16 protein-coding genes, 2 tRNA genes and 2 pseudogenes are annotated in these 21,496 nt (G+C 64.6%); 7 read left to right on the top strand and 13 right to left on the bottom strand.

Annotated features, from left to right (window positions below):
- The first annotated feature begins 14 nt into the window (after positions 1–14).
- A complete protein-coding gene (gene mutT1, locus A7G45_RS26985) occupies positions 15–944 on the top strand; it encodes an 8-oxo-(d)GTP phosphatase MutT1 (protein ID WP_260941419.1) in 930 nt (309 codons plus the stop codon).
- Positions 945–1,047: 103 nt separating this feature from the next.
- Here mutT1 and A7G45_RS26980 read toward each other — a convergent pair.
- From A7G45_RS26980 to leuC, 3 genes and pseudogenes are all read right to left on the bottom strand, one after another.
- Positions 1,048–1,485, bottom strand: a pseudogene (locus tag A7G45_RS26980) (HU family DNA-binding protein); the annotation flags it as partial.
- 247 nt (positions 1,486–1,732) lie between these two features.
- Positions 1,733–2,326 (bottom strand): 3-isopropylmalate dehydratase small subunit, encoded by a 594-nt coding sequence (gene leuD, locus A7G45_RS26975; RefSeq protein ID WP_043393330.1) that lies wholly within the window; start codon positions 2,324–2,326, stop codon positions 1,733–1,735.
- Between the two features lie 12 nt (positions 2,327–2,338).
- Positions 2,339–3,763 (bottom strand): 3-isopropylmalate dehydratase large subunit, encoded by a 1,425-nt coding sequence (gene leuC, locus A7G45_RS26970; RefSeq protein WP_260941417.1) that lies wholly within the window; start codon positions 3,761–3,763, stop codon positions 2,339–2,341.
- Positions 3,764–3,838: 75 nt separating this feature from the next.
- Here leuC and A7G45_RS26965 point away from each other — a divergent pair, with 75 nt between their 5' ends.
- The 3 genes from A7G45_RS26965 (at position 3,839) to A7G45_RS26955 (ending at position 7,198) form a co-directional block, all read left to right on the top strand.
- Positions 3,839–4,540, top strand: a complete 702-nt coding sequence (locus A7G45_RS26965; RefSeq protein ID WP_043393323.1) for an IclR family transcriptional regulator — start codon at positions 3,839–3,841, stop codon at positions 4,538–4,540.
- Between the two features lie 120 nt (positions 4,541–4,660).
- Entirely contained in the window at positions 4,661–5,974 is a 1,314-nt protein-coding gene (locus tag A7G45_RS26960; protein ID WP_308204169.1) for a DUF1800 domain-containing protein, read from the top strand.
- 9 nt (positions 5,975–5,983) lie between these two features.
- On the top strand, positions 5,984–7,198 hold the full coding sequence (locus tag A7G45_RS26955) for a DUF1501 domain-containing protein (protein ID WP_260941416.1): 1,215 nt from the start codon (positions 5,984–5,986) through the stop codon (positions 7,196–7,198).
- A gap of 53 nt (positions 7,199–7,251) precedes the next feature.
- On the opposite strand, the gene A7G45_RS26950 is transcribed toward A7G45_RS26955, so the two are convergent.
- The 5 genes from A7G45_RS26950 to A7G45_RS26930 all read right to left on the bottom strand — a co-directional run bounded on the left by A7G45_RS26950 (position 7,252) and on the right by A7G45_RS26930 (position 11,002).
- Positions 7,252–7,324: transfer RNA gene (locus A7G45_RS26950), tRNA-Glu, on the bottom strand.
- Between the two features lie 60 nt (positions 7,325–7,384).
- Positions 7,385–7,456, bottom strand: a tRNA-Gln gene (locus tag A7G45_RS26945).
- Between the two features lie 126 nt (positions 7,457–7,582).
- A complete protein-coding gene (gene gltX, locus A7G45_RS26940) occupies positions 7,583–9,040 on the bottom strand; it encodes a glutamate--tRNA ligase (RefSeq protein WP_260941415.1) in 1,458 nt (485 codons plus the stop codon).
- Between the two features lies 1 nt (position 9,041).
- Positions 9,042–9,824 (bottom strand): fumarylacetoacetate hydrolase family protein, encoded by a 783-nt coding sequence (locus tag A7G45_RS26935; protein WP_043393311.1) that lies wholly within the window; start codon positions 9,822–9,824, stop codon positions 9,042–9,044.
- Between the two features lie 26 nt (positions 9,825–9,850).
- A complete protein-coding gene (locus A7G45_RS26930; RefSeq protein WP_377042061.1) occupies positions 9,851–11,002 on the bottom strand; it encodes an alpha/beta hydrolase family protein in 1,152 nt (383 codons plus the stop codon).
- A 113-nt stretch (positions 11,003–11,115) separates the two neighbouring features.
- Between A7G45_RS26930 and A7G45_RS26925 the strand changes: the two genes are divergently transcribed.
- Complete coding sequence (locus A7G45_RS26925; protein ID WP_260941414.1) at positions 11,116–12,330, top strand: MFS transporter; 1,215 nt, start codon at positions 11,116–11,118, stop codon at positions 12,328–12,330.
- 147 nt (positions 12,331–12,477) lie between these two features.
- Here A7G45_RS26925 and A7G45_RS26920 read toward each other — a convergent pair whose 3' ends face one another.
- From A7G45_RS26920 to A7G45_RS26905, 4 genes are all read right to left on the bottom strand, one after another.
- Entirely contained in the window at positions 12,478–14,220 is a 1,743-nt protein-coding gene (locus A7G45_RS26920; protein ID WP_260941413.1) for a hypothetical protein, read from the bottom strand.
- Between the two features lie 471 nt (positions 14,221–14,691).
- Positions 14,692–15,171 carry a hypothetical protein gene (locus A7G45_RS26915; protein ID WP_260941412.1) on the bottom strand — a complete coding sequence of 160 codons (480 nt, stop codon included), beginning with the start codon at positions 15,169–15,171 and terminating at the stop codon, positions 14,692–14,694.
- Positions 15,172–15,231: 60 nt separating this feature from the next.
- On the bottom strand, positions 15,232–16,329 hold the full coding sequence (locus A7G45_RS26910; protein ID WP_260941411.1) for a helix-turn-helix domain-containing protein: 1,098 nt from the start codon (positions 16,327–16,329) through the stop codon (positions 15,232–15,234).
- A gap of 114 nt (positions 16,330–16,443) precedes the next feature.
- Complete coding sequence (locus A7G45_RS26905) at positions 16,444–16,752, bottom strand: helix-turn-helix domain-containing protein (RefSeq protein ID WP_260941410.1); 309 nt, start codon at positions 16,750–16,752, stop codon at positions 16,444–16,446.
- A gap of 187 nt (positions 16,753–16,939) precedes the next feature.
- On the opposite strand from A7G45_RS26905, the gene A7G45_RS26900 reads away from it, so the two are divergent.
- Both A7G45_RS26900 and A7G45_RS26895 read left to right on the top strand, forming a co-directional pair.
- Positions 16,940–20,350: a helicase-related protein gene (locus A7G45_RS26900; RefSeq protein ID WP_260941561.1), complete on the top strand. Its 3,411-nt coding sequence runs from the start codon at positions 16,940–16,942 to the stop codon at positions 20,348–20,350.
- Positions 20,350–20,592 (top strand): annotated as a pseudogene (locus A7G45_RS26895) (DUF1156 domain-containing protein); the annotation flags it as partial. The gene A7G45_RS26900 and the pseudogene A7G45_RS26895, both read left to right, overlap by 1 nt.
- A 12-nt stretch (positions 20,593–20,604) precedes the next feature.
- On the opposite strand, the gene A7G45_RS26890 reads toward A7G45_RS26895, so the two are convergent.
- A complete protein-coding gene (locus tag A7G45_RS26890) occupies positions 20,605–20,775 on the bottom strand; it encodes a hypothetical protein (protein WP_260941581.1) in 171 nt (56 codons plus the stop codon).
- Between the last annotated feature and the right edge of the window lie 721 nt (positions 20,776–21,496).

The following is a 21,496-nucleotide window of genomic DNA, read 5'->3' as shown; positions in this document are numbered from 1 at the left end:
ATCCAGGAGCACAGGTGCCGAACAAGACGGCGCACGACACCCCGGCGACGCCGGTGTTGGCCGCCGGGGCGGTGTTGTGGCGCCCCGGCGAGTCCGGAGAGCCGTTGATCGCCGTCGTCCACCGACCGCGCTACGACGACTGGTCACTGCCCAAGGGCAAGGTGGATCCCGGTGAGACCGAACCAGTTACCGCCGTGCGCGAAATCCTGGAAGAGACCGGGTACGAGTCGGTGCTGGGCCGGCGGCTGGCCTCCGTCAGCTATCCCCTGGATCGCGGCACCAAGCAGGTCCGCTACTGGGCGGCCCGCAGCACCGGCGGCGGGTTCAGCCCCAACTCGGAGGTGGACAAGCTCGACTGGCTGCCAGTGGCCGACGCCATGCTCCGGCTGCAGTACCCCCATGATCGAAAGGTGCTGCGACGGTTCACCCGTCGCCCGGCCGACACCCGCACCGTGCTGATCGTCCGGCACGCCACCGCGGGGCGCAAGGCCCGGTACAAGGGCGACGATCGACTCCGGCCGCTCGACAAGAAAGGCCGGGGACAAGCGGAATCGCTTGTCGGCCAACTGCTCGCTTTCGGTGCCAGCGACGTCTTTGCGGCGTCACGGACCCGGTGCCACCAGACCGTCGAACCGCTGGCGCAGGAGCTCGGTGTCCGGGTGCGGGACGAGCCGACGCTCACCGAAGAGGCATACGCGGCCGACGCCGACGCGGCGCGCAAGCGGGTGCTGAAGATCGCCGCGAAAAGCGATGGCGAGACGGTGCCCGTCATCTGCACACAGGGCAAGGTGATCCCGGACCTGATTTCGTGGTGGTGCGAGCGCAGCGGAATCCGGCCCGACAAATCGCGTAATCGCAAGGGCAGCATGTGGGTGTTGACTCTGCACGGCGACGCGCTGGTCGCCGCGGACCACATCGGCAGTCCGCTGCCGACCAAGCGCTAGCGCGGCCCGTTCCGTCCGTTCAGTCCACACACAGACACGCCGTGGATCAGTTGATCCACGGCGTGTCCGAGTCGGACCTATCGGATAGGGCTTAGCGGCGGCCCTTCTTGGCGGGAGCAGCCTTCTTGGCCGGAGCCTTGGTGGCGGCAGCCTTCTTGGCCGGAGCGGCCTTCTTCGCGGGGGCAGCCTTCTTGGCGGCGCCACGCTTGGCCGGAGCGGCGGTGGCACCGCGCTTCACGGCGGGGCCGTCAGCCGAAAGACGCTGTGCGCCAGCGACAACGGCCTTGAACTGCGCGCCCGGGCGGAATGCCGGAACCGACGTCGGCTTCACCTTGACGGTTTCGCCGGTGCGCGGGTTGCGCGCGACGCGTGCGGCGCGGCGACGCTGCTCGAAGACGCCGAAGCCGGTGATGGTGACGCTCTCACCCTTGTGCACGGCGCGCACGATGGTGTCCACGATGTGCTCGACGGCCGCGGTGGCCTGACGACGATCGGTGCCCAACTTTTCTGTCAGGGCATCGATGAGTTCTGCTTTGTTCATCCAAAACCTCCGATTCAGTGGCCCTGGCTGGACCGACTACTGGACACGGTAAACCCAGTACCCGCCGATTTCCAAGAGCCACGCCCAATTTCGGGCGTAGCTGTGGCGGAATTCGGCAATCTGGTTGGCCCACTTGGGAGGTGTTGGCGGGTTTTTTGAACCTGGTTGCGGGGGCAGGGATTCGAGCTGCGCCCGAGTGCCGAAATGGCTCCGCAGGCCCTCGGACAGGACCCGCGGAGCGACTCGGTCAGGCCGGCAGAGTCCGGGGTTTGTAGCTCGGCCGGCTCGCCTCGAATGCTTCAATCTCCGAGAGTTTCCGCAGCGTAAGGCCTATATCGTCGAGACCTTCGAGCAGCCGCCACGCGGTGTAATCGTCAATCTTGAAGGGCAGCACGACCGTTCCCGCGGTCAAATTCCGATCTTGAAGATTCACAGTGATTTCCAGCCCCGGATTCTGCTCGATGAGCTTCCAGAGCAGTTCGACATCGTCCTGCGCGACCTCCGCGGCGAGCAATCCGGCCTTGCCGGAATTGCCGCGAAAAATATCTGCGAAGCGCGACGAGATGACGACCCGGAATCCGTAATCCATCAACGCCCACACCGCATGTTCGCGCGACGAGCCGGTGCCGAAGTCGGGGCCGGCGACCAGAACTGAGCCTCGGTCGAACGGCGGCAGGTTGAGGATGAACGACGGATCGGTACGCCACCCGGCGAACAGTCCATCCTCGAAACCCGTTCGGGTGACCCGCTTCAGGTACACCGCGGGGATGATCTGGTCGGTGTCGACATTCGACCGGCGCAGCGGAACGCCGATTCCGGTGTGGGTGTGGAAAGCCTCCATTACAGTGCGCTCCTAGCTCAGATCGGCGGGTGAGGACAGGGTTCCGCGCACCGCGGTGGCGGCGGCGACGGCGGGTGACACCAGGTGGGTGCGGCCGCCCTTGCCTTGGCGGCCTTCGAAATTCCGGTTGGAAGTCGACGCGCTGCGCTCACCCGGAGCCAGCTGATCGGGGTTCATGCCCAGACACATCGAGCAGCCCGCCTGCCGCCATTCGGCACCAGCGGCGGTGAAAACCTCTCCCAAACCCTCGGTTTCGGCCTGCGCACGCACTGCCATCGACCCGGGCACCACCAGCATCCGCACCCCGTCGGCGACCTTGCGGCCACGCAGTACGTCGGCCACCACGCGCAGATCTTCGATCCGGCCGTTGGTGCAGGAACCGACGAACACGGTGTCCACGGCGATGTCCCGCATCGGCATGTTGGCCTGAAGGTCCATGTAGGCCAACGCTTTTTCCGCGGCCTGCCGCTCGCCTTCATCGAACATTTGTTCTGGGTCAGGAACATTCGCCGACAGCGGCACGCCCTGTCCGGGGTTGGTGCCCCATGTGACGAACGGGCTCAAGGCGGCCGCGTCGAGGTGCACCTCGGTGTCGAATTCGGCACCCTCGTCAGTACGTAACGCTGTCCACGCCGCAACAGCCGCGTCCCAGTCCGCACCCGTCGGCGCGTGCGGACGGCCTTTGAGGAACTCGAACGTCGTCTCGTCGGGAGCCACCATGCCGGCGCGGGCGCCGGCTTCGATGCTCATGTTGCAGATCGTCATCCGGCCTTCCATCGACAGCGATTCGATGGCGCTGCCGCGGTATTCGATGACGTGGCCCTGACCACCACCGGTGCCGATCTTGGCGATCACCGCGAGAATGATGTCCTTGGCGCTGACACCCGGCGGCAACTCGCCGTCGACGTTGACCGCCATGGTCTTGAACGGCTTGAGCGCCAGCGTCTGCGTGGCCAGCACATGCTCGACCTCGGACGTGCCGATGCCCATCGCGATGGCACCGAAGGCGCCGTGCGTCGAAGTATGGCTGTCACCACACACCACCGTCATGCCGGGCTGGGTCAGACCCAGCTGCGGGCCGATGATGTGCACGATGCCCTGCTGCGCGTCACCCATCGAGTGCAGGCGGATGCCGAATTCCGCGCAGTTGCGCCGCAGCGTCTCAACCTGAGTGCGTGACACGGGATCCGCGATCGGCTTGTCGATGTCGATGGTCGGGACATTGTGATCCTCGGTCGCGATCGTGAGATCCGGACGATGCACAGGCCGGCCGGCGAGGCGCAGACCGTCGAACGCCTGCGGGCTGGTGACCTCATGCACAAGATGCAGATCTATATAGATGAGATCGGGCTCGCGGGCGGCGTCAACACCTTTACCCTCGACCACCACATGGTCCGCCCAGACCTTCTCCGCCATGGTGCGTGGCTTGTTCGTCATGACTGTGCAGTTCCTTCCGCGATACCCGGGGAGGCTGACCTACCGTCTCACGATGCGGGACGCTAGTATCTCCCTGTGAGACAGGATAGCGGCATCGGCGTCCTCGACAAAGCGGTGGGTGTGCTGCATTCAGTGGCTGAGTCACCGTGTGGACTGGCCGAACTGTGCACCCGCACCGGGCTGCCCCGGGCGACGGCCCACCGGCTGGCCGCGGGCCTCGAGGTCCACCGACTTCTGGCCCGCGACAACGAAGGACGGTGGCGGCTCGGCCCGGCACTGACCGAGCTGGCAGGGCAGGTCAACGACCCGCTGCTCAGCGCGGCGGGCGCGGTGCTCCCCCGGCTGCGCGAGATCACCGGCGAGAGCGTGCAGCTCTATCGCCGGGAAGGCCTGGCCCGGGTGTGCGTCATGGCCCTCGAACCGCCGTCCGGCCTGCGCGACACCGTGCCCGTCGGCAGTCGGCTACCGATGACCGCCGGCTCCGGCGCCAAAGTGCTGCTGGCATACAGCGATCCCGCAACCCAGCAGGCGGTGCTGCCGACCGCGAAATTCACCGATCGGGTGCTGGCCGAAGTCCGCCGGCGCGGCTGGGCACAGAGCGCCGCCGAACGCGAACCCGGCGTGGCCAGCGTCTCGGCACCCGTACGGGACAGCCGCGGTGCGGTGATCGCGGCAGTGTCGGTGTCCGGGCCGATCGACCGGATGGGCCGCCGCCCCGGCGTCCGCTGGGCCAGCGATCTGCTGGCCGCGGCCGAAGCGCTCACCCGCCGGCTCTGACGCAAACCAGCAAACCTTTGAATCCGCTGCATACGGCGACGACTACGGTCCTGATCACCTAAGTTCCTTAATGGACCCGGCAGGGCTGGGACGTACCGCTGTTGGAAAGTAGGTTTCATCGTGTCGCAGCCACCACAGTGGCTGGCAACCGCACGGATGCTGCGCCGCACGGGCTTCGGAACCACCGGAGCCCAGGTCGACGCTGTGGTCAAACAGGACTGGTCGGGCTACCTCGACTGGGTGCTGAGCCTCGATCCGAACGCCGACCCGGGCGCCGTGGCGACCCCGATGCCGAAATCGCCCATCCCGCAGTACCCGCCGTCAGGCGCATCGGCCACCGAGATCGCCGCCTTCGGCCAAGAGCTCGTGGCGCGCATGCAGGTGCTGTCCGGCTGGTGGCTGCGCCGCATGGCCGCGGTGCAGCAGCCCATCCACGAGAAGCTGACGCTGTTGTGGCACAACCACTTTGCCACCTCTGCAGAGAAGGTCAACGCCGCGCAGCTGATGGGCGAGCAGAACGAGAAGCTGCGGACCCTCAAACTCGGCGACTTCGGCAGCCTCGCCTGGGCCATGCTGACGGACGGTGCGATGCTGCACTGGCTGGACGGTGACGTCAACACCGCGGCGGCCCCCAACGAGAACCTGTCCCGGGAGTTCATGGAGCTCTTCACCATGGGACATGCCAACGGCTACACCGAGATCGACGTGAAAGAGGGCGCCAAGGCCCTCACCGGACGGCACCTGCGGCCCGACGGCAGCACCGCCGTTTACGCCGAACATCACGACGAGTCGGTCAAGACCGTGCTCGGTGTCACCGGCGACCTCACCGATACCGACTTCTGCAACATCGTGCTGCGTCAGCCCGCCTCCGCCGCTTTCGTCGCCGGAACCCTGTGGCGCCTACTGGCTTCGGACCAGCCGGCCTCCCCCGACACCGTGACCCGCCTGGTCGCCGCCTACGGCCCGAACCGAGATCTCAAGGCACTCACCAAGGCCGTGGTGCTCGATCCCGAATTCACCAAGGCCGCGGGCACTGTCGTCAGCACTCCAGTGGAATGGTTGATGGGCATCGTGCGGTCGCTGGCGGTTCCGCTCGACGACGACCACGTCCTCGCCGACCTCGACCAGGTGCTCCGGGTGATGGGTCAGCGCCCCTTCTATCCGCCGGACGTCGGCGGCTGGCCGCGCGGACAGCTCTGGTTGTCGACGAACAGTGCGGCAGCACGGGTCTGGGCCGCGAACCGGCTCCTGGCCCTCAGCGACATCAGCGCGGTCGAGAAGATGGCATCCAGTGAACGGATCGACGGCGTGGGGTACCTGTTCGGCATCGGCGCCTGGTCGGATCGCTCGGCGGCCGCCCTCAAACCATTGGTCTCCGATCCACACCGGCTGGTGGCAGCGGCCGTCATCACCCCCGAATACGTGACGTCCTAAAGAGATCCGATGCCCGAGTTCAATCGCCGCAAATTCTTGATCGCCAGCGCCGGGGTCGGCGCGGCCGGTCTGCTCGGCGGAGTCGCCGCGGTGACCCTGCCCGATCTGCTCCACGAAGCCCAAGACCGCCCGCTGCAGGCCAACCAGGGCATCCTGGTGATCGTCACGCTGTACGGCGGCAATGACGGCCTCAACACGGTTATCCCATACGCGGACAACGCCTATCACGATGCCCGCCCCGAGCTCGCCTACAAGCCGGAGGAAGTGCTCCGGCTCGACCCGGCGTTCGGGCTCAACCCCGCGCTCACCGGGATGTCGAAGCTGTGGCAGTCCAACAAGCTCGCGATCGTGCGCGGTGTCGGCTACCCGAAGCCGGACCGCAGCCATTTCCGCTCCATGGACATCTGGCAGACCGCCAATCCCGTCGACGCGGTCACCAGCGGCTGGATCGGCCGCTGGCTGGACACCAGCGGTGACGATCCGATCCGGGCCGTCAACATCGGCACCGTCCTACCGCCGCTGGCCGTCGGCCAAAAGCACGTCGCGGCATCGCTTTCCGACTTCGTCCCGGCCATCCCGCCCGACGTCGCGCGGACCTTGGCCGCGCTGAGCACCGACGACCCGAACGACACCACCGCCATGAGCCAGGTGTGCGAGTCCTATCGGGCCAACCACTCCACCAACACCCGCTTCGCACCCGTGATCAACGGCCGCCTGCAGACCATCGGCCAGGCCGACAACCAGTTGGCCAACGACCTCGAACTGGTGGCCCGCTGCATCCGGGCCGGCGTGCCCACGCAGGTGTACATGACGCAGCTGCTGGGTTTCGATACGCATGCCGACGAACGCGCCCCTCAGCAGGCGTTGCTCAAGACTCTCGACGACGCCCTGACGCCCTTCTTCCACAAGCTCCAGGGCACGCCCTACGGCCGCAACGTCGTGGTGTTGATGTACTCAGAATTCGGGCGGCGGGTCGCCGCCAATGCCTCACAGGGCACCGACCACGGCACTTCGGGGCCGGTGTTCATCGCGGGCACTCCCGTCACGGGCGGGTTCTACGGCGACGAGCCGAGCCTGACCGACCTGACCGACGGCGACCTCAAGACGACCGTCGACTTCCGTGACGTTTATCACGAACTGCTGTCCCGCACCCTCGGCGCGGACCCGGAGCCGTCGGTCGGCCGCGGACGGCGGGACGTCGGATTCCTGACCGGCGGTAGGTAATACCCCGGACAAGACAAAACGCCGGACCTGTTGTCAGGTCCGGCGTTCGTACGTACCCCCGATGGGATTCGAACCCACGCTACCGCCGTGAGAGGGCGGCGTCCTAGGCCGCTAGACGACGGGGGCTAGAACTTCCGGAGCGTCAGCTTAGCCTAAGTGAGCTTGCTGACCTAATCGCTCCGGCAGCTGGGGTACCAGGACTCGAACCTAGAATGAGGGAATCAGAATCCCTAGTGTTGCCAATTACACCATACCCCATTTGATGCCTATCACCGCAGGTCACAGGCATCTTCGGACCGAATCGCCGAGCGGATGTTCGCCGCTTTTGCTTTCCGGGCCGACGAGCAGACTACCAAATAGTTGGCGCTGAATTAAATCGCCCGCTCACAGCCCGTTCCGGGCCGCTTGCAGCCGCGCCAGACTGCGGTCACGGCCCAGCAGTTCCATCGACTCGAACAGTGGTGGGCTGATGGCCGCGCCGGTGACCGCCACGCGGATGGGACCGAACGCCTTGCGCGGCTTGAGTTCCAGGCCGTCGAGCAGCGCGGTCTTGAGCGCGGCTTCGATGTTGGCGGTGTTCCATTCGGTGACGGCGTCCAAGGCGCTCAGCGTGGCGTCCAGGACCTCCGCAGCCTCGGGCTTGAGTTCCTTGGCCGCCGACTTCTCGTCGATCGCGTAGGCGTCGTCGTTGAAGAACTTCACGAGGTCCCATGCGTCGCCGAGCACGACGATGCGGGTCTGGATCAACTCGGCCGCCGCGGCGAAACCCTTGTCGTCCAACGTGGTGTCGTGACCATGCGCGTCGAGGTACGCCTTGAGCCGCGCGCCGAAGTCCTCCGGGGCCAGCCGGCGGATGTGCTCGGCATTGATGGCGTCGGCCTTCTTCTGGTCGAATCGCGCCGGGTTCGAGTTGACGTTGGCCACATCGAAGGCGGCCACCATCTCGTCGAGGCTGAAGATGTCGTTGTCGTCGGCGATGCCCCAGCCCAACAGCGCCAGGTAGTTCAGTAGGCCCTCGGGAATGAAGCCACGATCGCGGTGCAGGAACAGGTTGGACTGCGGGTCGCGCTTGGACAGCTTCTTATTGCCGTCACCGAGAACGCTTGGCAGATGGGCGAATTGGGGCACCGCATCAGCGACGCCGATCCGGATCAGCGCCTGGTACAGCGCGATCTGCCGCGGCGTCGACGGCAGCAAATCCTCGCCGCGCAGCACGTGGGTGATCTTCATCAGCGCGTCGTCGACCGGATTGACCAAGGTGTACAACGGATCTCCGCTCGCGCGGGTGATCGCGAAGTCCGGGACCACACCGGCGGCGAAGGTCGTCTCACCACGCACCAGGTCGGTCCAGGTGATGTCCTCGTCGGGCATCTTGAGGCGCAGCACCGGCTTTCGGCCGTCCGCCTCGAAAGCGGCCTTCTGCTCGGCGGTCAGGTCGCGGTCGTAGTTGTCGTAGCCCAGCTTGGGGTTGCGGCCGGCCGCGAGGTGCCGGGCCTCGACCTCCTCGGGCGTCGAGTAGGCCTCGTAAACCTCACCTGCGGCAAGCAGTTTCGCGATCACATCCCGGTAGAGGTCGCTGCGCTGCGACTGCCGGTACGGCTCGTACGGGCCGCCGACCTCGGGACCCTCATCCCAGTTCAGCCCGAGCCAGCGCAGCGCGTCGAGGATCGCGTTGTAGCTCTCCTCGCTGTCGCGCGCGGCGTCGGTGTCCTCGATCCGGAACACGAAGTCGCCGCCGGTGTGTCGCGCGTACGCCCAGTTGAAGAGCGCGGTGCGGACCAGGCCGACGTGCGGGGTGCCGGTCGGCGACGGGCAGAAGCGGACCCTAACAGGTGTAGTCACGTTATTTCCCTTTACGTACAACAGGATTGGAGAGCGTGCCGATGCCGTCGACGGTGATGCTGACGGTGTCGCCGTCCTCGATCGGGCCGACGCCCTCGGGGGTTCCGGTCAGGATGATGTCGCCGGGCAGCAGCGTCATGACGGCCGAGACCCATTCGATGATGGCGCCGACGTCGTGCAGCAGCAGCGCGGTGTTGCTGTCCTGACGCTTCTGCCCGTTCACCTCGGTCCGGATGTCGAGATCCGCCGGGTCGACGGCCGTCTCGATCCACGGGCCGATCGGGCAGAACGTGTCGTGCCCCTTGGCCCGCATCCACTGGCCGTCCTTCTGCTGCTGGTCGCGCGCCGAGACGTCGTTGGCGATGGTGTAGCCGAGGATGAAGTCCTTCGCCTTGGCGGCCGGGACGTCCTTGCAGGGGCGCTCGATGACGACCGCCAGCTCACCCTCGTGGTGCACCGGGTTGGCGTCGGCGGGCAGCTGGATCGGGATGTTCGGCCCGATGATCGCGGTGTTGGGCTTGAGGAAGATCACCGGATCCTCGGGCGGCTCGCTGCCCATCTCGCGGGCGTGTGCCGCGTAGTTCTTGCCCATGCAGACCACCTTGCTGGCCAGGATCGGCGCCAGCAGCCGGACGTCGGCCAACGGCCACGACCGCCCGGTGAAGGTGGGGTTGCGGGACAGGTACTGCTCAGCGATTTCTTTGCAGACCGCATCGGAGTTCGGGTCGCCCTCGATCACCACAAAAGCGACGCCGTCTGGACTGGCAATTCGACCTAGGCGCATCCGCCCAGCCTAATGAGGCCCGCTGGTCAGCCCGCGAACTGGGCTTGCAGGAACGGCGTGGAGTCCGCCATCGAGGTCAGCACGGTGCTGGAGTGGTCGTCCTCCGGGTAGATCTCGAGCGTCACGTCCTGGCCGTTGGCCTTGAGCTGATCAGCGAACTTCAGCGTCGACGACGGCGGCACGTCACGGTCCTTGAGGCCCACCCCGAGGAAGATCGGCCGGTCGTAGCCGGCGACCGGCGTGCCCATGAAGTCGGCCAGTGCCCCGCGCATGCCAGGTAGCGAGGCCAGCGGCGCGGAGAAGAACTGTGGCGGAGTGGAGCCGGTCAGGGCCGCACTCAATGGTGCGGTGCACAGTGTTTCGGCCTGGTCGGCGGCGGTCAGACCAGCCGGGGTGAGCACGCTGTTGACGTCCGGGCGGAGCTCGCGGAATGCCGCCAGGATGTACGCGGTGTAGGCCGACGCGATGGGCCCCAGCCCGGGCGGCAGCACCATGTCGGGACCGGCCGTGATGACGACGTCATCGATGTTCGCCGGCGTGCCCGTGGCCACGACGCCCCGGTAGTCCAGGCCCGTCCCCTTGCTGAACTCGGTGGCCCACCGCGCGCTCGCCACCGCCGCCGCGCCGCCCTGCGACTGGCCGACCAGCGCCCACTTCGGGGACAGCGGGAGGTTCAGGTGATGCGCCGCGATCACGGAGTCGATGATGGCGTGCGCCGTGGCCACACTGTTGAGGTAGCTCATCAGGCCCGGGGTGCCGAGGCCCGTGTAGTCGGAACCGACGACGACGTACCCCTGGTCCAGCCAATGGGACAGGTACTCGTTGTCGCGTGCACTCCGGGGTTGCGCCGAGGGCGTGCAGTCGTCGCCGAGGCCGACGGTGCCATGCGCCCAGGCGATGACGGGCCACCCGCCCTGCGGCGCTTGGCCTTTCGGGACAAATACCGCTCCGGTACTGACTGCCGGCGAATTGTGTTGATCGGTGGTCGAATACAGGATTCGGTAGGCGCGTGCCGCACCGGCGACCGACAGCTCGGGATCGAGCGGCACGCTCTGGATGAGCGCGCCCGGCGGCGGCACCGGAGCCGCGAACGCTCGGGCGTCCAAACCTGACCAACGTGGCGGGGCCGCCGACGCGGTGGGCATCGGTGCCGCGATGAGTACCACCGCGGCCGCCATGACCGCCATCAATCGTGAAAGGTTCGCTCGCAGAGCCATGTCCAGACCCTAGTCGGTCTCATATTTTGAGATAATGATTCATATTTTGAGAAGCGCGGTGGCACCATGAAGCCATGGCCACCAACGTCTCAGCCGCCCGCCGCTGGTCGATGCTGGTGATCGCGCTCGGCTCGACGATGTGCGCCAACGTCTTCATCAACGGCGCCGCGTTCCTGATCCCGACGCTGCACGGCGAACGCGGACTGGACCTGTCAGGCGCCGGACTGGTGTCTGCCATGCCGAGCTTCGGCATGGTGCTGACGTTGATCGCGTGGGGCTGGGTCGTCGACCGGGTCGGCGAGCGGTTCGTGCTCACGGTCGGCGCGCTGTTGACCTCGTTGGCCGCGTTCGCGGCGGCCTGGGCCGACTCGTTGGTGGCGGTCGGCGCGTTCCTGTTACTGGGTGGCATGGCGGCCGCCAGCTCCAACTCCGCCAGCGGTCGATTGGTCGTCGGTTGGTTCCCACCGGAGCAGCGCGGCCTGGTGATGGGCATCCGACAGACTGCGCAACCACTGGGAGTTGGGTTGGGCGCCTTGGTGATTCCTCGACTGGCCGAGTCGTCAGGCGTGTCCGCCGCGCTGTTGTTCCCGGCCATCGCGTGTCTGGTCGCGGCCGTGGTGACGGCCGTGGGCGTCATCGATCCGCCGCGGCCGCCCCGATCCTCGGCCCCCGCAACCGATCTGGCCAACCCGTACCGCGGATCGTCGGCGCTGGCCCGCATCCACGCGGTGTCGGTCCTGCTGGTTGTTCCCCAGTGTCTGGTCTGGACCTTCTCACTGGTGTGGTTGATGACAGCGCACGGCTGGTCAGCTGGTGCCGCCGGCGTTATGGTGACCGTGGCCCAATTATGCGGGGCCGCAGGGCGAATCGCTGCGGGCCGTTGGTCGGACGTGGCCGGATCACGGCTGGGTCCGGTGCGGATCATTGCCGTCTTTGCCGGAGTTTCGATGGGCCTACTGGCCTTGACCGACTACTTGCACTGGCCGGTGGCGGTTTTCGTGATGGTGGTGGCGTCGGTGGTCACAGTGACCGATAACGGGTTGTCCTTCACCGCGATTGCCGAAATCGCTGGGCCGTTCTGGAGCGGACGCGCACTGGGTGTGCAGAACACTTCGCAGTTGTTGACCACCGGCATCGTGCCGCCGGCGTTCGGGGCGCTGATCGGAGTCTTCGGTTTTCCGGCCGCCTTCGCGGTGTGCGCGCTGTTCCCGCTGCTGGCCGTGCCCCTGGTTCCGGTGGCCGCAGATCCGTTGCGTGCCAACACTGTTCCCGACCCCGTACCGCGTTGATCGTGCGCCTGCGTTGTACGACACTCGCAAGTCTTCAGCGCTGACGCACAGTCAATCGCTGCGCGGTTTACCGCTGGTCACAGCCGTCACTTCAGCCCCGGTCTGTCGACCTGGATACGCATCTGCGATGCGGTATCACGGGTGATATCAGTATGCCGTCGCCTGGTAGCGGTCTCTCACCTGGATGATCGAATGGCGCCGCGCCGCCGTCAGCAAGTCTGCGGCGCCAAGCGCGACCTCACCGTAAAGGCGATGTGGATCAACCCCGTTGGCGCGTAGCAGTGGTTCCGCGCGTTGCGATACGCCGCCTTTGATCCCAAACCATCCGAGCAGTTCAGTCACCTGCGGCATGCCGTACTGACCGATGGAGTGGTTGGCTCGGCAGATCACCCAAGCCACTGCTGCCGCTCCGCGTTCCAGCGATGCCTTACGACGGAAGATCGCTGGGTCGGCGATCGCAGCGCGCCCAAGGAAGCGGCGCATCGCGGTCCGGTGCTCGACATCGAAGAGTTCGTCCGCGCAGCCATCGCACAGGGCCACCATCTTCTCGACGGTGGGTCGGATGTCGTCGGCAATGCCCGCCCAGTCAAACGGTTCATCCCCCAATGGCTCGTCAGTCAGATTCTGCAGCTGAAAGCGGCCGCCGACCGTCGCGTCCAAGTGGTCCAGCATCGCCTCTTCGAGACTGAGGTCGTCATCGTCGATCTCCAAGCTCGCGCCCAGCAATTGGGCTGCGAGCGCGGCCGCACCCTGCGGTCGATCGGTCCGGATCATCCGCTGAAACTCGCCTTGCCACCTGTCGACGGATGTCAAAGTTTCAGCAGTAAGGGGGGCACTGATGCCTTGACGGTTATGGCAGTAGGCGATGAATGCGCGCAATAGGTTGGGTAGCTGTGCGAGAAACCCCTTGTCCGCCATAATCTTTCGCGGAGCCCAGTCGACGAGGAGGATTTCGACGTTGACGGGGCTCCAGCGGTAGGGATCACCGGGTCCCCAGCTGGTCGCGAACCACAGGACCGAGTCCAGCAGGTCACGGGTATCGACGGTGTCCACTCCGACGCCGAAGCGTGAGGCGAAGAAGTCGGCCGCGATGGCCGCGGTCTGCTTCTCGGTCCATTCTTTGCGCTCCGGCACCACACCACCGGCCGGTTGCATCCGCACCAGCCACTCGACCAGTGGCCGGCACATGGGCCAGGAGTCCGATTCCAACGGCGGGAATATTCGGGATCCGTGATCTATCGCCTTGTCGACCATTGCCCGCGCATCGGCTGGGTCGAACGGCGTGAGGGTCTGCCCGCTTTTTGTCGACTGTTGTATCCGCTCCACCACCGTCGTGATCGGCGCCGGAATGACGAACCCGTCTTTGGCCACCGTGCCCATGTTGTGGTCCACATAAACCAGCGCCGTCAGCTGGTACCCGCCGGGCAGCGTCGCGCCGAAGAAGTAGTCGTCACCGTCCCCGAGCACATGCGTCAGGAACCACACATCCGGGTCGGCGCGGGTGTTCCCCAGGGCGCCAAGCCAATCCGGCAACGGTTGGCGACGGGTGGCCAATTCACGGTCGATACGAGAGGCCATCACCTGATCGGAGACCAACGCGCGGATGACGGCCAACGCGGCCGTCGTCTGCGCGAATGAAGTACCGATTAGCGACTCGACCAGCTCGTCGAGGCCGGGACCATCCCCTTTGCCAGCCATGGGGTTGCTATACGCCGGGTCGGCGACTGCGATCAGCCCGCTCACGAGTTCGAGCAGTGCCAGCGGATGGTCAGAGCGCAACGCGTCCCGCAACGCCTGGAACAGCGGCTGGTCGTCAGGCCTGACCGAGGGTAGCGGCGGCACAGACCGAAGTTGACGCCTGGGTTGCTTGCCGCGGGCAGACTTGGCCATGACGATCAGCGTAGATTGTCGCCGACGGCCCATTGCTGCGCCACGGCCAGCGCTAGTCCCAGCAATCACCCCAGCCCCGGCCGGTCTGCCCGCAGACACATCCGGAGTTCGGTATCGCGAGTGATATCACTCAGCCGTCACGCCGAGGGTGGGGCCTGACGAGACGCCACGCCGATGGCGACCTTAGCAGCCCCCACGCTCGGCGTAGGCCGGCAGCCGCTGGTCAGAACGTCCAGCTGTCGGAAGGTCGTAGGACAAATCCGTGCTTGCCATTGCGCCCCGTTGTTGCGGAGATCAGTTTCCAACGACGGATGCGGCGCACCGTCGATCGAGCGACCACATCCGGTCGCAGCCAGCAGAACACGCCCGATGGCGATGCCGAGACGGCGGGCCATGTCGATCTCCTCGACGTCGCTCAGTGCTGCACGGCAATACTCGTCGTGGACGCGTCAGCGACCAGTCGAAAATGGATTACTGCAACCAGGCGGTGATGCTGGCGGGATCGGCCGGAACCACGCCAGGAGGATGTCCCCGGTTGTTGGCTGCAAGCGTGCGCAAATAACCGGCGAGCACATCTGCGGCGAGTTTGCCTACACGGCAGGCCATCCGGAGCAGATCCCAGGTGGTGACTACCTTGATGTCGTGCCGCGCGGCGAGCGTCTTCGCCCCAAGGTCATCGGTGAGAAATATTGCATCAATCGTCCGATAGAGGATGATCGCGATCGACTCAGCCTCGCCGAGGTGTTGCGTGCTGGGTTCGCCCGGGCTCGCCATACCCGTCCTCAATATCTGAGTCTGAATGAGTTCAGCAGGGCTCGGCGTTAGTGGCGAGCCGAAGATGCCGTTCGCGTGGACCAAGTCTGAGTAATGGACCTGCGACCTCGTGCATTCGCGCGCAATGGTCAGACACCACTGCCCGTGCCCGTTGACAAGGTCTGCGAGCAGGTCCATCCGCTGAATGATTGCGAAATTGACTAGAACGGTGTTGTCTGGGACCAGAACCTTCGGCACCTACAACCCCAGTTCGGCTGCGAGCTGGTCAGCGTCCACCGGTTCGGGCAGAGGCGGTTCGTCGACCTCCAGCGTCTCAGCATCGATGCCCAGCATCCACGCCAGTGTGCCCTTGCCCAGTGAGCCTTCAGCGATCAGATCGGTATGCGCTTCCTGAAGTCTGAGCGGAAAGCGCCGCATTGCCGCTTCGTCCATCCGCTCTGTGATCGCGTCGCGGCCGTCTTCCTGCAACCCGGCCCAATGCCACCGCAGCAGCTTCTGAGTGGACATGACGAGCACCGCACGGAGCTTCTCCGGAACGGTGATGTTCAAGCTCGTGAGACGAGTCCCGAGCGCTGCAGTGGAAACACCCCAGTCCCAAATCAATTCAGCCAGTTGAGCTTCTGTAAGGGCATCCCAGTCGATCTCGCGCATGCGCGATTCCGGCAATAGCAGATCGGCAGCGAAGGAATTCGCTGCAGCCTCGCAGTGGCCCCAATGCATCAGAGTGTTGCCCTCGGCGTGATGCCGCGACACCAAATGGCCGAGTTCATGTGCCAGGTCCCAGTTTTCGCGGAACCAGTTGCCAGTCGCCGGCACCACGATGACATTCTGTGAGCCGATTCTGAAGGAATAGGCCGTCGAAAGCCCAGGCAGTCGGACTACGTCGACATCCAATGCCGACTCAATCCGAGAGGCCAACGGCCGGATAAAATCCGGTCCGAGTGCATCGCAAACCAGTGCCACCGTAGTGGGCAGCGCTGAATCAGCTGGCGCCCAGGCGGCCATCGCCTGCCGATAGGCAAGTTCGACCCCGTCGATCGCTGACTGGTCACGGCCGCGGCCGGGAACATCACGGGCGCCAGTCTCACGGTCGAAATCGTGGCGAGCTACCACAGTGATGCGGTGCGGATCGGCCTTTCCCGTGATGAGCCAATGCAAATCGGCATCTAGAACGTCCGCCAGCAACGCCAGCTCCACCGACGAAAAGGCACGCTTACCACTCAACGATTTGGACAACTTCTCACCAGACAGGCCAATCTGGCTCGCTAACTGCCCCTGTGTGATGCCTGCCGGGATGCTCTCAGCAACGCGGCGGCCAATGTCGCCGTGGCTCATACGACCAGACTACCTGCAGTTTTGCGATAATCGCAACAGATGAGCCCCGTCAGCGGGGCCTGTCACCCCAAGAGTCAGCCGCCCGATTCGCGCACCATACGACCATTGATGAAATCAGTCGCGTTCTGCCAGAACTTCGCCGACCAACTCCGCCGGCGACATGCCGAAGGCCGCACTGAGCGCCACCAACGTGGACAGGCGTGGATTGGCAGGCTTCTTTGTTCGGCGATTGCTGATGCCGTTCTCCAGCAGTTGATAGTGATTCCTGCTGATCCCGGTGGCATCCGCCAGGGCTTCCTGGGTGAGTCCACGCTCCTCGCGGAGTCCGGCTAAGCGCCGACCGAGAGCGTTAGCGAGTTCTCGCTCGATCTCGGACTGCGGCACCCCTGCAATCTGCCGACGCGCCATTCCGGCGTCGACCATCTATAGATGGCGTAATATGCCGATCTGTCGGCTGCACCATCTATACATGGCTTGCCCGACGAGCGGAGGGAGCGCCGGGGTGGCCAGTCGACATGTCTGACGGTTGGCATGCGCCTGCCTTGTACGCGCTCGCTTCCGCCACCAATCCTCAGAAGAAGGTCTCCCAGCTATCAAGCAGGGAGGCCTGGTGCTACTAGAAGAACTAAAGACAGGTCTTCGAATCGAAGGGCTGATCCCCGCCGAAGTCGTCACCGTGCTCGCCGCCCAACAGCACGGCACTGAGGCCATCGAGCTGACGTACCGAACCAATAGTGGTGCGCTCGGCCAGCAGGTGGTCTTCCGACAGGACGAAGACCAGCTGCGCGCTGCCGCGGCCGGCAGCCGGCCGTTCAACTCCACCGCATCCGACTACAAGCTGGTCGCAGAGGCCCAAAGAATCAGTCTTGCTGGACTTTTCGACCCTATGCTGGCAGTGGCCACGAGCGATGTTCGTCCACTACCGCATCAGATTCGCGCCGTCTACGGGCAGCTCCTCCCCCGCACGCCGCTGCGGTTCCTTCTTGCTGACGACCCCGGCGCCGGCAAGACGATCATGGCCGGCCTCTATATCAAGGAACTCCTACTGCGCGACGACGTCCGCCAATGCCTGATCGTCGCCCCCGGTGGTCTGGTGGAGCAGTGGCAGGACGAACTGTTCTTCAAGTTCGGGCTCAGATTCAACCTGCTGACCAACCAACTCATCGATGCCAACGTCAACCTCAACGTCTTCGAGACCAATCCTCTGCTCATCGCCCGGATGGACCAGCTGTCCCGCAACGAGGAACTGCAGGCCCAGCTCAAGGAGACCGAGTGGGATCTGGTGATCGTCGACGAAGCGCATCGCATGGGTGCCCACTACTTCGGCGGAAAGCTGGAGAAGACCAAGCGTTTTCAGCTCGGCGAGCTTCTCGGGCGGATCACACGCCATCTCCTCCTGATGACGGCTACGCCACACTCGGGCAAGAACGAGGACTTCAATCTCTTCCTGACTCTGCTGGACCGCGACCGGTTCGAAGGCAAGAACACCAAGACCGCAGACACAGCCGACATCATGCGCCGCATGGTCAAGGAGGACCTCCTTACCTTCGATGGCAAGAAGCTCTTCCCGGAGCGCCGGGCCGAAACGGTGCCCTATGAGCTGACCGCCCTTGAACATTCGCTCTACGAGCAGGTCACCGCTTATGTCCGCGAGGGCATGAACCGCGCCGACCGGGTGGGCGGCAAGCGCAAGAACACCGTCGGATTTGCACTCACCGTGCTTCAGCGGCGGCTCGCGTCCAGCCCCGAGGCGATCTACAAGAGCCTGGTCCGCCGAACCGAGCGACTCGAGCGGAAGAAGCAGGAAATCGTCAACGGTACCTATGTCGAAAGCGAACCCACTGTTGACGTGGACGCCCTCGACGCCGACGACTACAACTCCGAAGAAATCGAAGCGCTCGAAGAAGAACTGCTCGACGCCGCCACCGCTGCGCAGACCGTGGAGGAACTCGACGCCGAGTTGCTGGAGTTGGCAGAACTCACCCGTGCCGCCAAAGAAGTGCGCGATTCGGGCACCGATCGCAAGTGGACCGAGCTGAGCAACATCCTTCACGACGAGGCACTGACAACAGATCCCAATGGATGGCCGCGAAAGCTCATCATCTTCACCGAACATCGCGACACCCTCGATTACCTGGCCGGCAGGATTCGTTCGTTGCTCGGGAAACCCAGTGCTGTGCAAGCCATTCACGGTGGGGTGCGACGCCGGGAGCGACGCCAGATCACGGAGGAGTTCACCAAGAATCGCGACTGCCAGATTCTGCTGGCCACCGATGCCGCCGGCGAGGGGCTCAATCTGCAGGCCGCGCACCTGATGGTCAATTACGATTTGCCCTGGAATCCCAACAGGATTGAGCAACGTTTCGGTCGCATCCACCGAATCGGGCAGGAAGAAGTCTGCCGACTGTGGAACATCGTGGCAAGCAATACCCGCGAGGGCGACGTCTTTGTCCGGCTGCTCGAAAAGATTGAAGAACAGCGAGAGGCCTACGGCGGCAAGGTTTTCGACGTTCTCGGCGAGGCGTTCAACGAGACCCCGCTGCGTGACCTGCTGCTGGAGGCAATCCGCTACGGCGAGCTGCCCGAGACGCGGGCCAAGATGCAGCAGGTCATCGATCACAACGTCGCCGACGGACTCAAGGAGCTACTCGAAGAACGAGCCCTGGCCTCAGACCATCTCGCCGAGGCCGAGTTGGAAAAGCTGCGCGCAGCCATGGACGAAGCAAGGGCGCGCCGCCTGCAGCCCCATTACATCGAGATGGCCTTCAAGGCGGCGTTCACCCGCCTGGGTGGGCGCATAGCCAAACGTGAGCGCGGCCGATACGAAATAACCAACGTCCCAGCACCATTGCGCGACAGCAAGTTCGGGCCTATCCCCACCAAGTACGACCGCGTGGACTTCGACCTGGAACACGTACATTCCGACGAACTGGCCCGCGCCGATCTGCTCGCCCCAGGCCACCCACTCCACGACGCGGTGATGCACGAAGCCATCCGTCGTTTCAATGAGACTCTCACCAACGGAACGGTGTTGGTGTCCGCGACGCTGGACGAGCCACAGCTTCTTGTCGGCGTTACCGAGGAGGTGACCGACGCTACCGGCGCTTCAGTATCCAGGCGGTTCGGCTATGCGTACGTGGACAGCCAGGGCACCGTCAGCCCGGCGGGCCCGGCTCCCTATCTGGATTGTGTGGCTGCGCCTGAGACCCCGACGGTCGCCACAGCACGCCAGCTGGCCTGGCTCGCCGACGCAGAAGACCGCGCCACCAGTTGGATCATCACCACCCGACTGCCTGAGTACCTGGCGGAAATCCAGCCTCGCCGCGCTGCCGAACTCGCCAAGACCCGTGAGCTGGTCACCAAACGCCTTGAGGGAGAGCGTGACCGGCTGATTCTCGATGCCGCCGTCGCATCGGAGAAAGAGCAGACCGGGGCCAAGCCAAAGGAATCCGCGGAGAGCCTCAACCGCAAGGCGGTCGAACTCGATGCCCGGCTGCGTAAACGACTGGAGTTGCTGGACCGGCAAGCCTTGATGTCGATCAAGCCGCCGCGCATCGCCACCGCGGCCCTGGTGCTTCCTGTGAGCATGGTCGACGGCGAACTACCGCCCACGGTGCCGATGCATGCCAAGGAGACGAAAGAAGTCGAGCGTCGCGGCGTCGATCTGGTGCTTGCCATCGAGCGAGCGCTGGGACGTGATCCTGTCGAACAAGCCTTCAACAACAAGGGCTTTGACATCTTGTCCTCGGACTCCGACGGCGACACCTATCGCATCGAGGTGAAAGCCCGCATCGACGGTGCCACCGACTTCTTCGTCACCCACAACGAGGTGATCCTCGGCAAGAATGCCGCGCCGCGATACCGCCTGGCGCTGGTACGGGTTGATCCGCGCGGCGCCGAGTACGACGAAGTGCGCTACCTCGACAACCCCTTCGCCTCAACGGATCTTGGCGGATTCGATGCGACCGGGGTGCGAGGCGATTGGAAAAAGATGTGGGACAAGGGAACCGAGCCACTTTGATGACTGATACCAACACGCCGAAGCGCAAGCTGATCGAGGTGGCGCTGCCACTGGAGGCGATTAACCGACAGTCAACGAGAGAAAACTACATCTACCGTGGAAACCCGTCTGCGATTCACAAGTGGTGGTCCCAAAAGCCGTTCGCCACAGCGCGAGCCGTCCTCTTCGCGCAACTCGTTGACGATCCTTCCTCACATCCCGAGGAGTTTCCAACTGAAGCTGAGCAGCGTAAGGAACGTGAGCGCTTACATCACCTAATCGAGGAGCTCGTAGTCTGGGAGAACATCGGCGATGAACGCCTGCTTGCGGCAGCCCGCGCGGAGATCATGAAATCTGCTGTTGGCGATCCCCCCGCCCTTCTTGATCCATTCGCTGGCGGAGGAACCATCCCGCTGGAAGCGCAGAGACTCGGGCTCGAGGCCCATGCGAGTGACCTGAACCCGGTAGCCGTATTGATCAGTAAGGCGCTCGTTGAACTTCCCCCCAAGTTCAGCGACAAGCCACCATTATTCCCTGGCGTAGCGGAAGCTCAGATCCGCGACTGGCACGGCGCTGAAGGCCTAGCTGCGGATGTCCGAGCCTACGGCGAGTGGATTCGCGAGGAAGCCGCGAATCGCATCGGACACCTTTATCCGACCTCAAGGGGCGTCGAACCAATCGCATGGATATGGATGCGTACGATTGTGTGTCCAAACCCTGCTTGCGGGATCGAAATGCCACTGACGACAAAGTGGTGGCTCAGCCGAAGGAAGGGTCGGCAAACTTTCGTGACGCCACGGATTGTCAGCGATCCCTCTCATCCGTCGGGTCGCCGGGTTGACTACGAGATTCACAATGCAAATGAAGCCGCAGCCCCGACAAAGGGTGACCAAGGCACGGTCGGAAGAACTGGTGCGCGATGTGTCGCGTGTCAAGCAGTCGTGGACCTCAATTACGTTCGAGGCGAGGGCACCCAGGGTCGAATGAGTCACCAACAGGTAGCAGTCGTCGTGCCCGGCGCCCGCTTGCGGGAGTATGTGAAACCCGATCCCGCGCAGCTCGCAGCCGCAGCTGTTCCTCGCACGGATGAAGGGCCTGGTCAGGAATTACCATTGCAAGCGTTGGGATTTCGCGTGCAAGCGTACGGTATGACCGCGTGGTCAGATC

The organism is Mycolicibacterium llatzerense (assembly GCF_025331195.1).
Classification (GTDB): domain Bacteria; phylum Actinomycetota; class Actinomycetes; order Mycobacteriales; family Mycobacteriaceae; genus Mycobacterium; species Mycobacterium llatzerense.
This window is presented reverse-complemented; position numbering and strand designations above follow the sequence as displayed.

Excerpts from the sequence above, each read along its gene's own strand:
- leuD (WP_043393330.1), bottom strand. The coding sequence starts at position 2,326 with ATGGAGGCTTTCCACACCCACACCGGAATCGGCGTTCCGCTGCGCCGG.
- leuC (WP_260941417.1), bottom strand. The coding sequence starts at position 3,763 with ATGACGAACAAGCCACGCACCATGGCGGAGAAGGTCTGGGCGGACCAT.
- A7G45_RS26955 (WP_260941416.1), top strand. The coding sequence starts at position 5,984 with ATGCCCGAGTTCAATCGCCGCAAATTCTTGATCGCCAGCGCCGGGGTC.
- A7G45_RS26935 (WP_043393311.1), bottom strand. The coding sequence starts at position 9,824 with ATGCGCCTAGGTCGAATTGCCAGTCCAGACGGCGTCGCTTTTGTGGTG.
- A7G45_RS26930 (WP_377042061.1), bottom strand. The coding sequence starts at position 11,002 with ATGGCGGCCGCGGTGGTACTCATCGCGGCACCGATGCCCACCGCGTCG.
- A7G45_RS26925 (WP_260941414.1), top strand. The coding sequence starts at position 11,116 with ATGGCCACCAACGTCTCAGCCGCCCGCCGCTGGTCGATGCTGGTGATC.
- A7G45_RS26920 (WP_260941413.1), bottom strand. The coding sequence starts at position 14,220 with ATGGCCAAGTCTGCCCGCGGCAAGCAACCCAGGCGTCAACTTCGGTCT.
- A7G45_RS26915 (WP_260941412.1), bottom strand. The coding sequence starts at position 15,171 with ATGGACCTGCTCGCAGACCTTGTCAACGGGCACGGGCAGTGGTGTCTG.
- A7G45_RS26910 (WP_260941411.1), bottom strand. The coding sequence starts at position 16,329 with ATGAGCCACGGCGACATTGGCCGCCGCGTTGCTGAGAGCATCCCGGCA.
- A7G45_RS26905 (WP_260941410.1), bottom strand. The coding sequence starts at position 16,752 with ATGGTCGACGCCGGAATGGCGCGTCGGCAGATTGCAGGGGTGCCGCAG.
- A7G45_RS26890 (WP_260941581.1), bottom strand. The coding sequence starts at position 20,775 with ATGGGCCTCGAGCCCGAGTCTCTGCGCTTCCAGCGGGATGGTTCCTCC.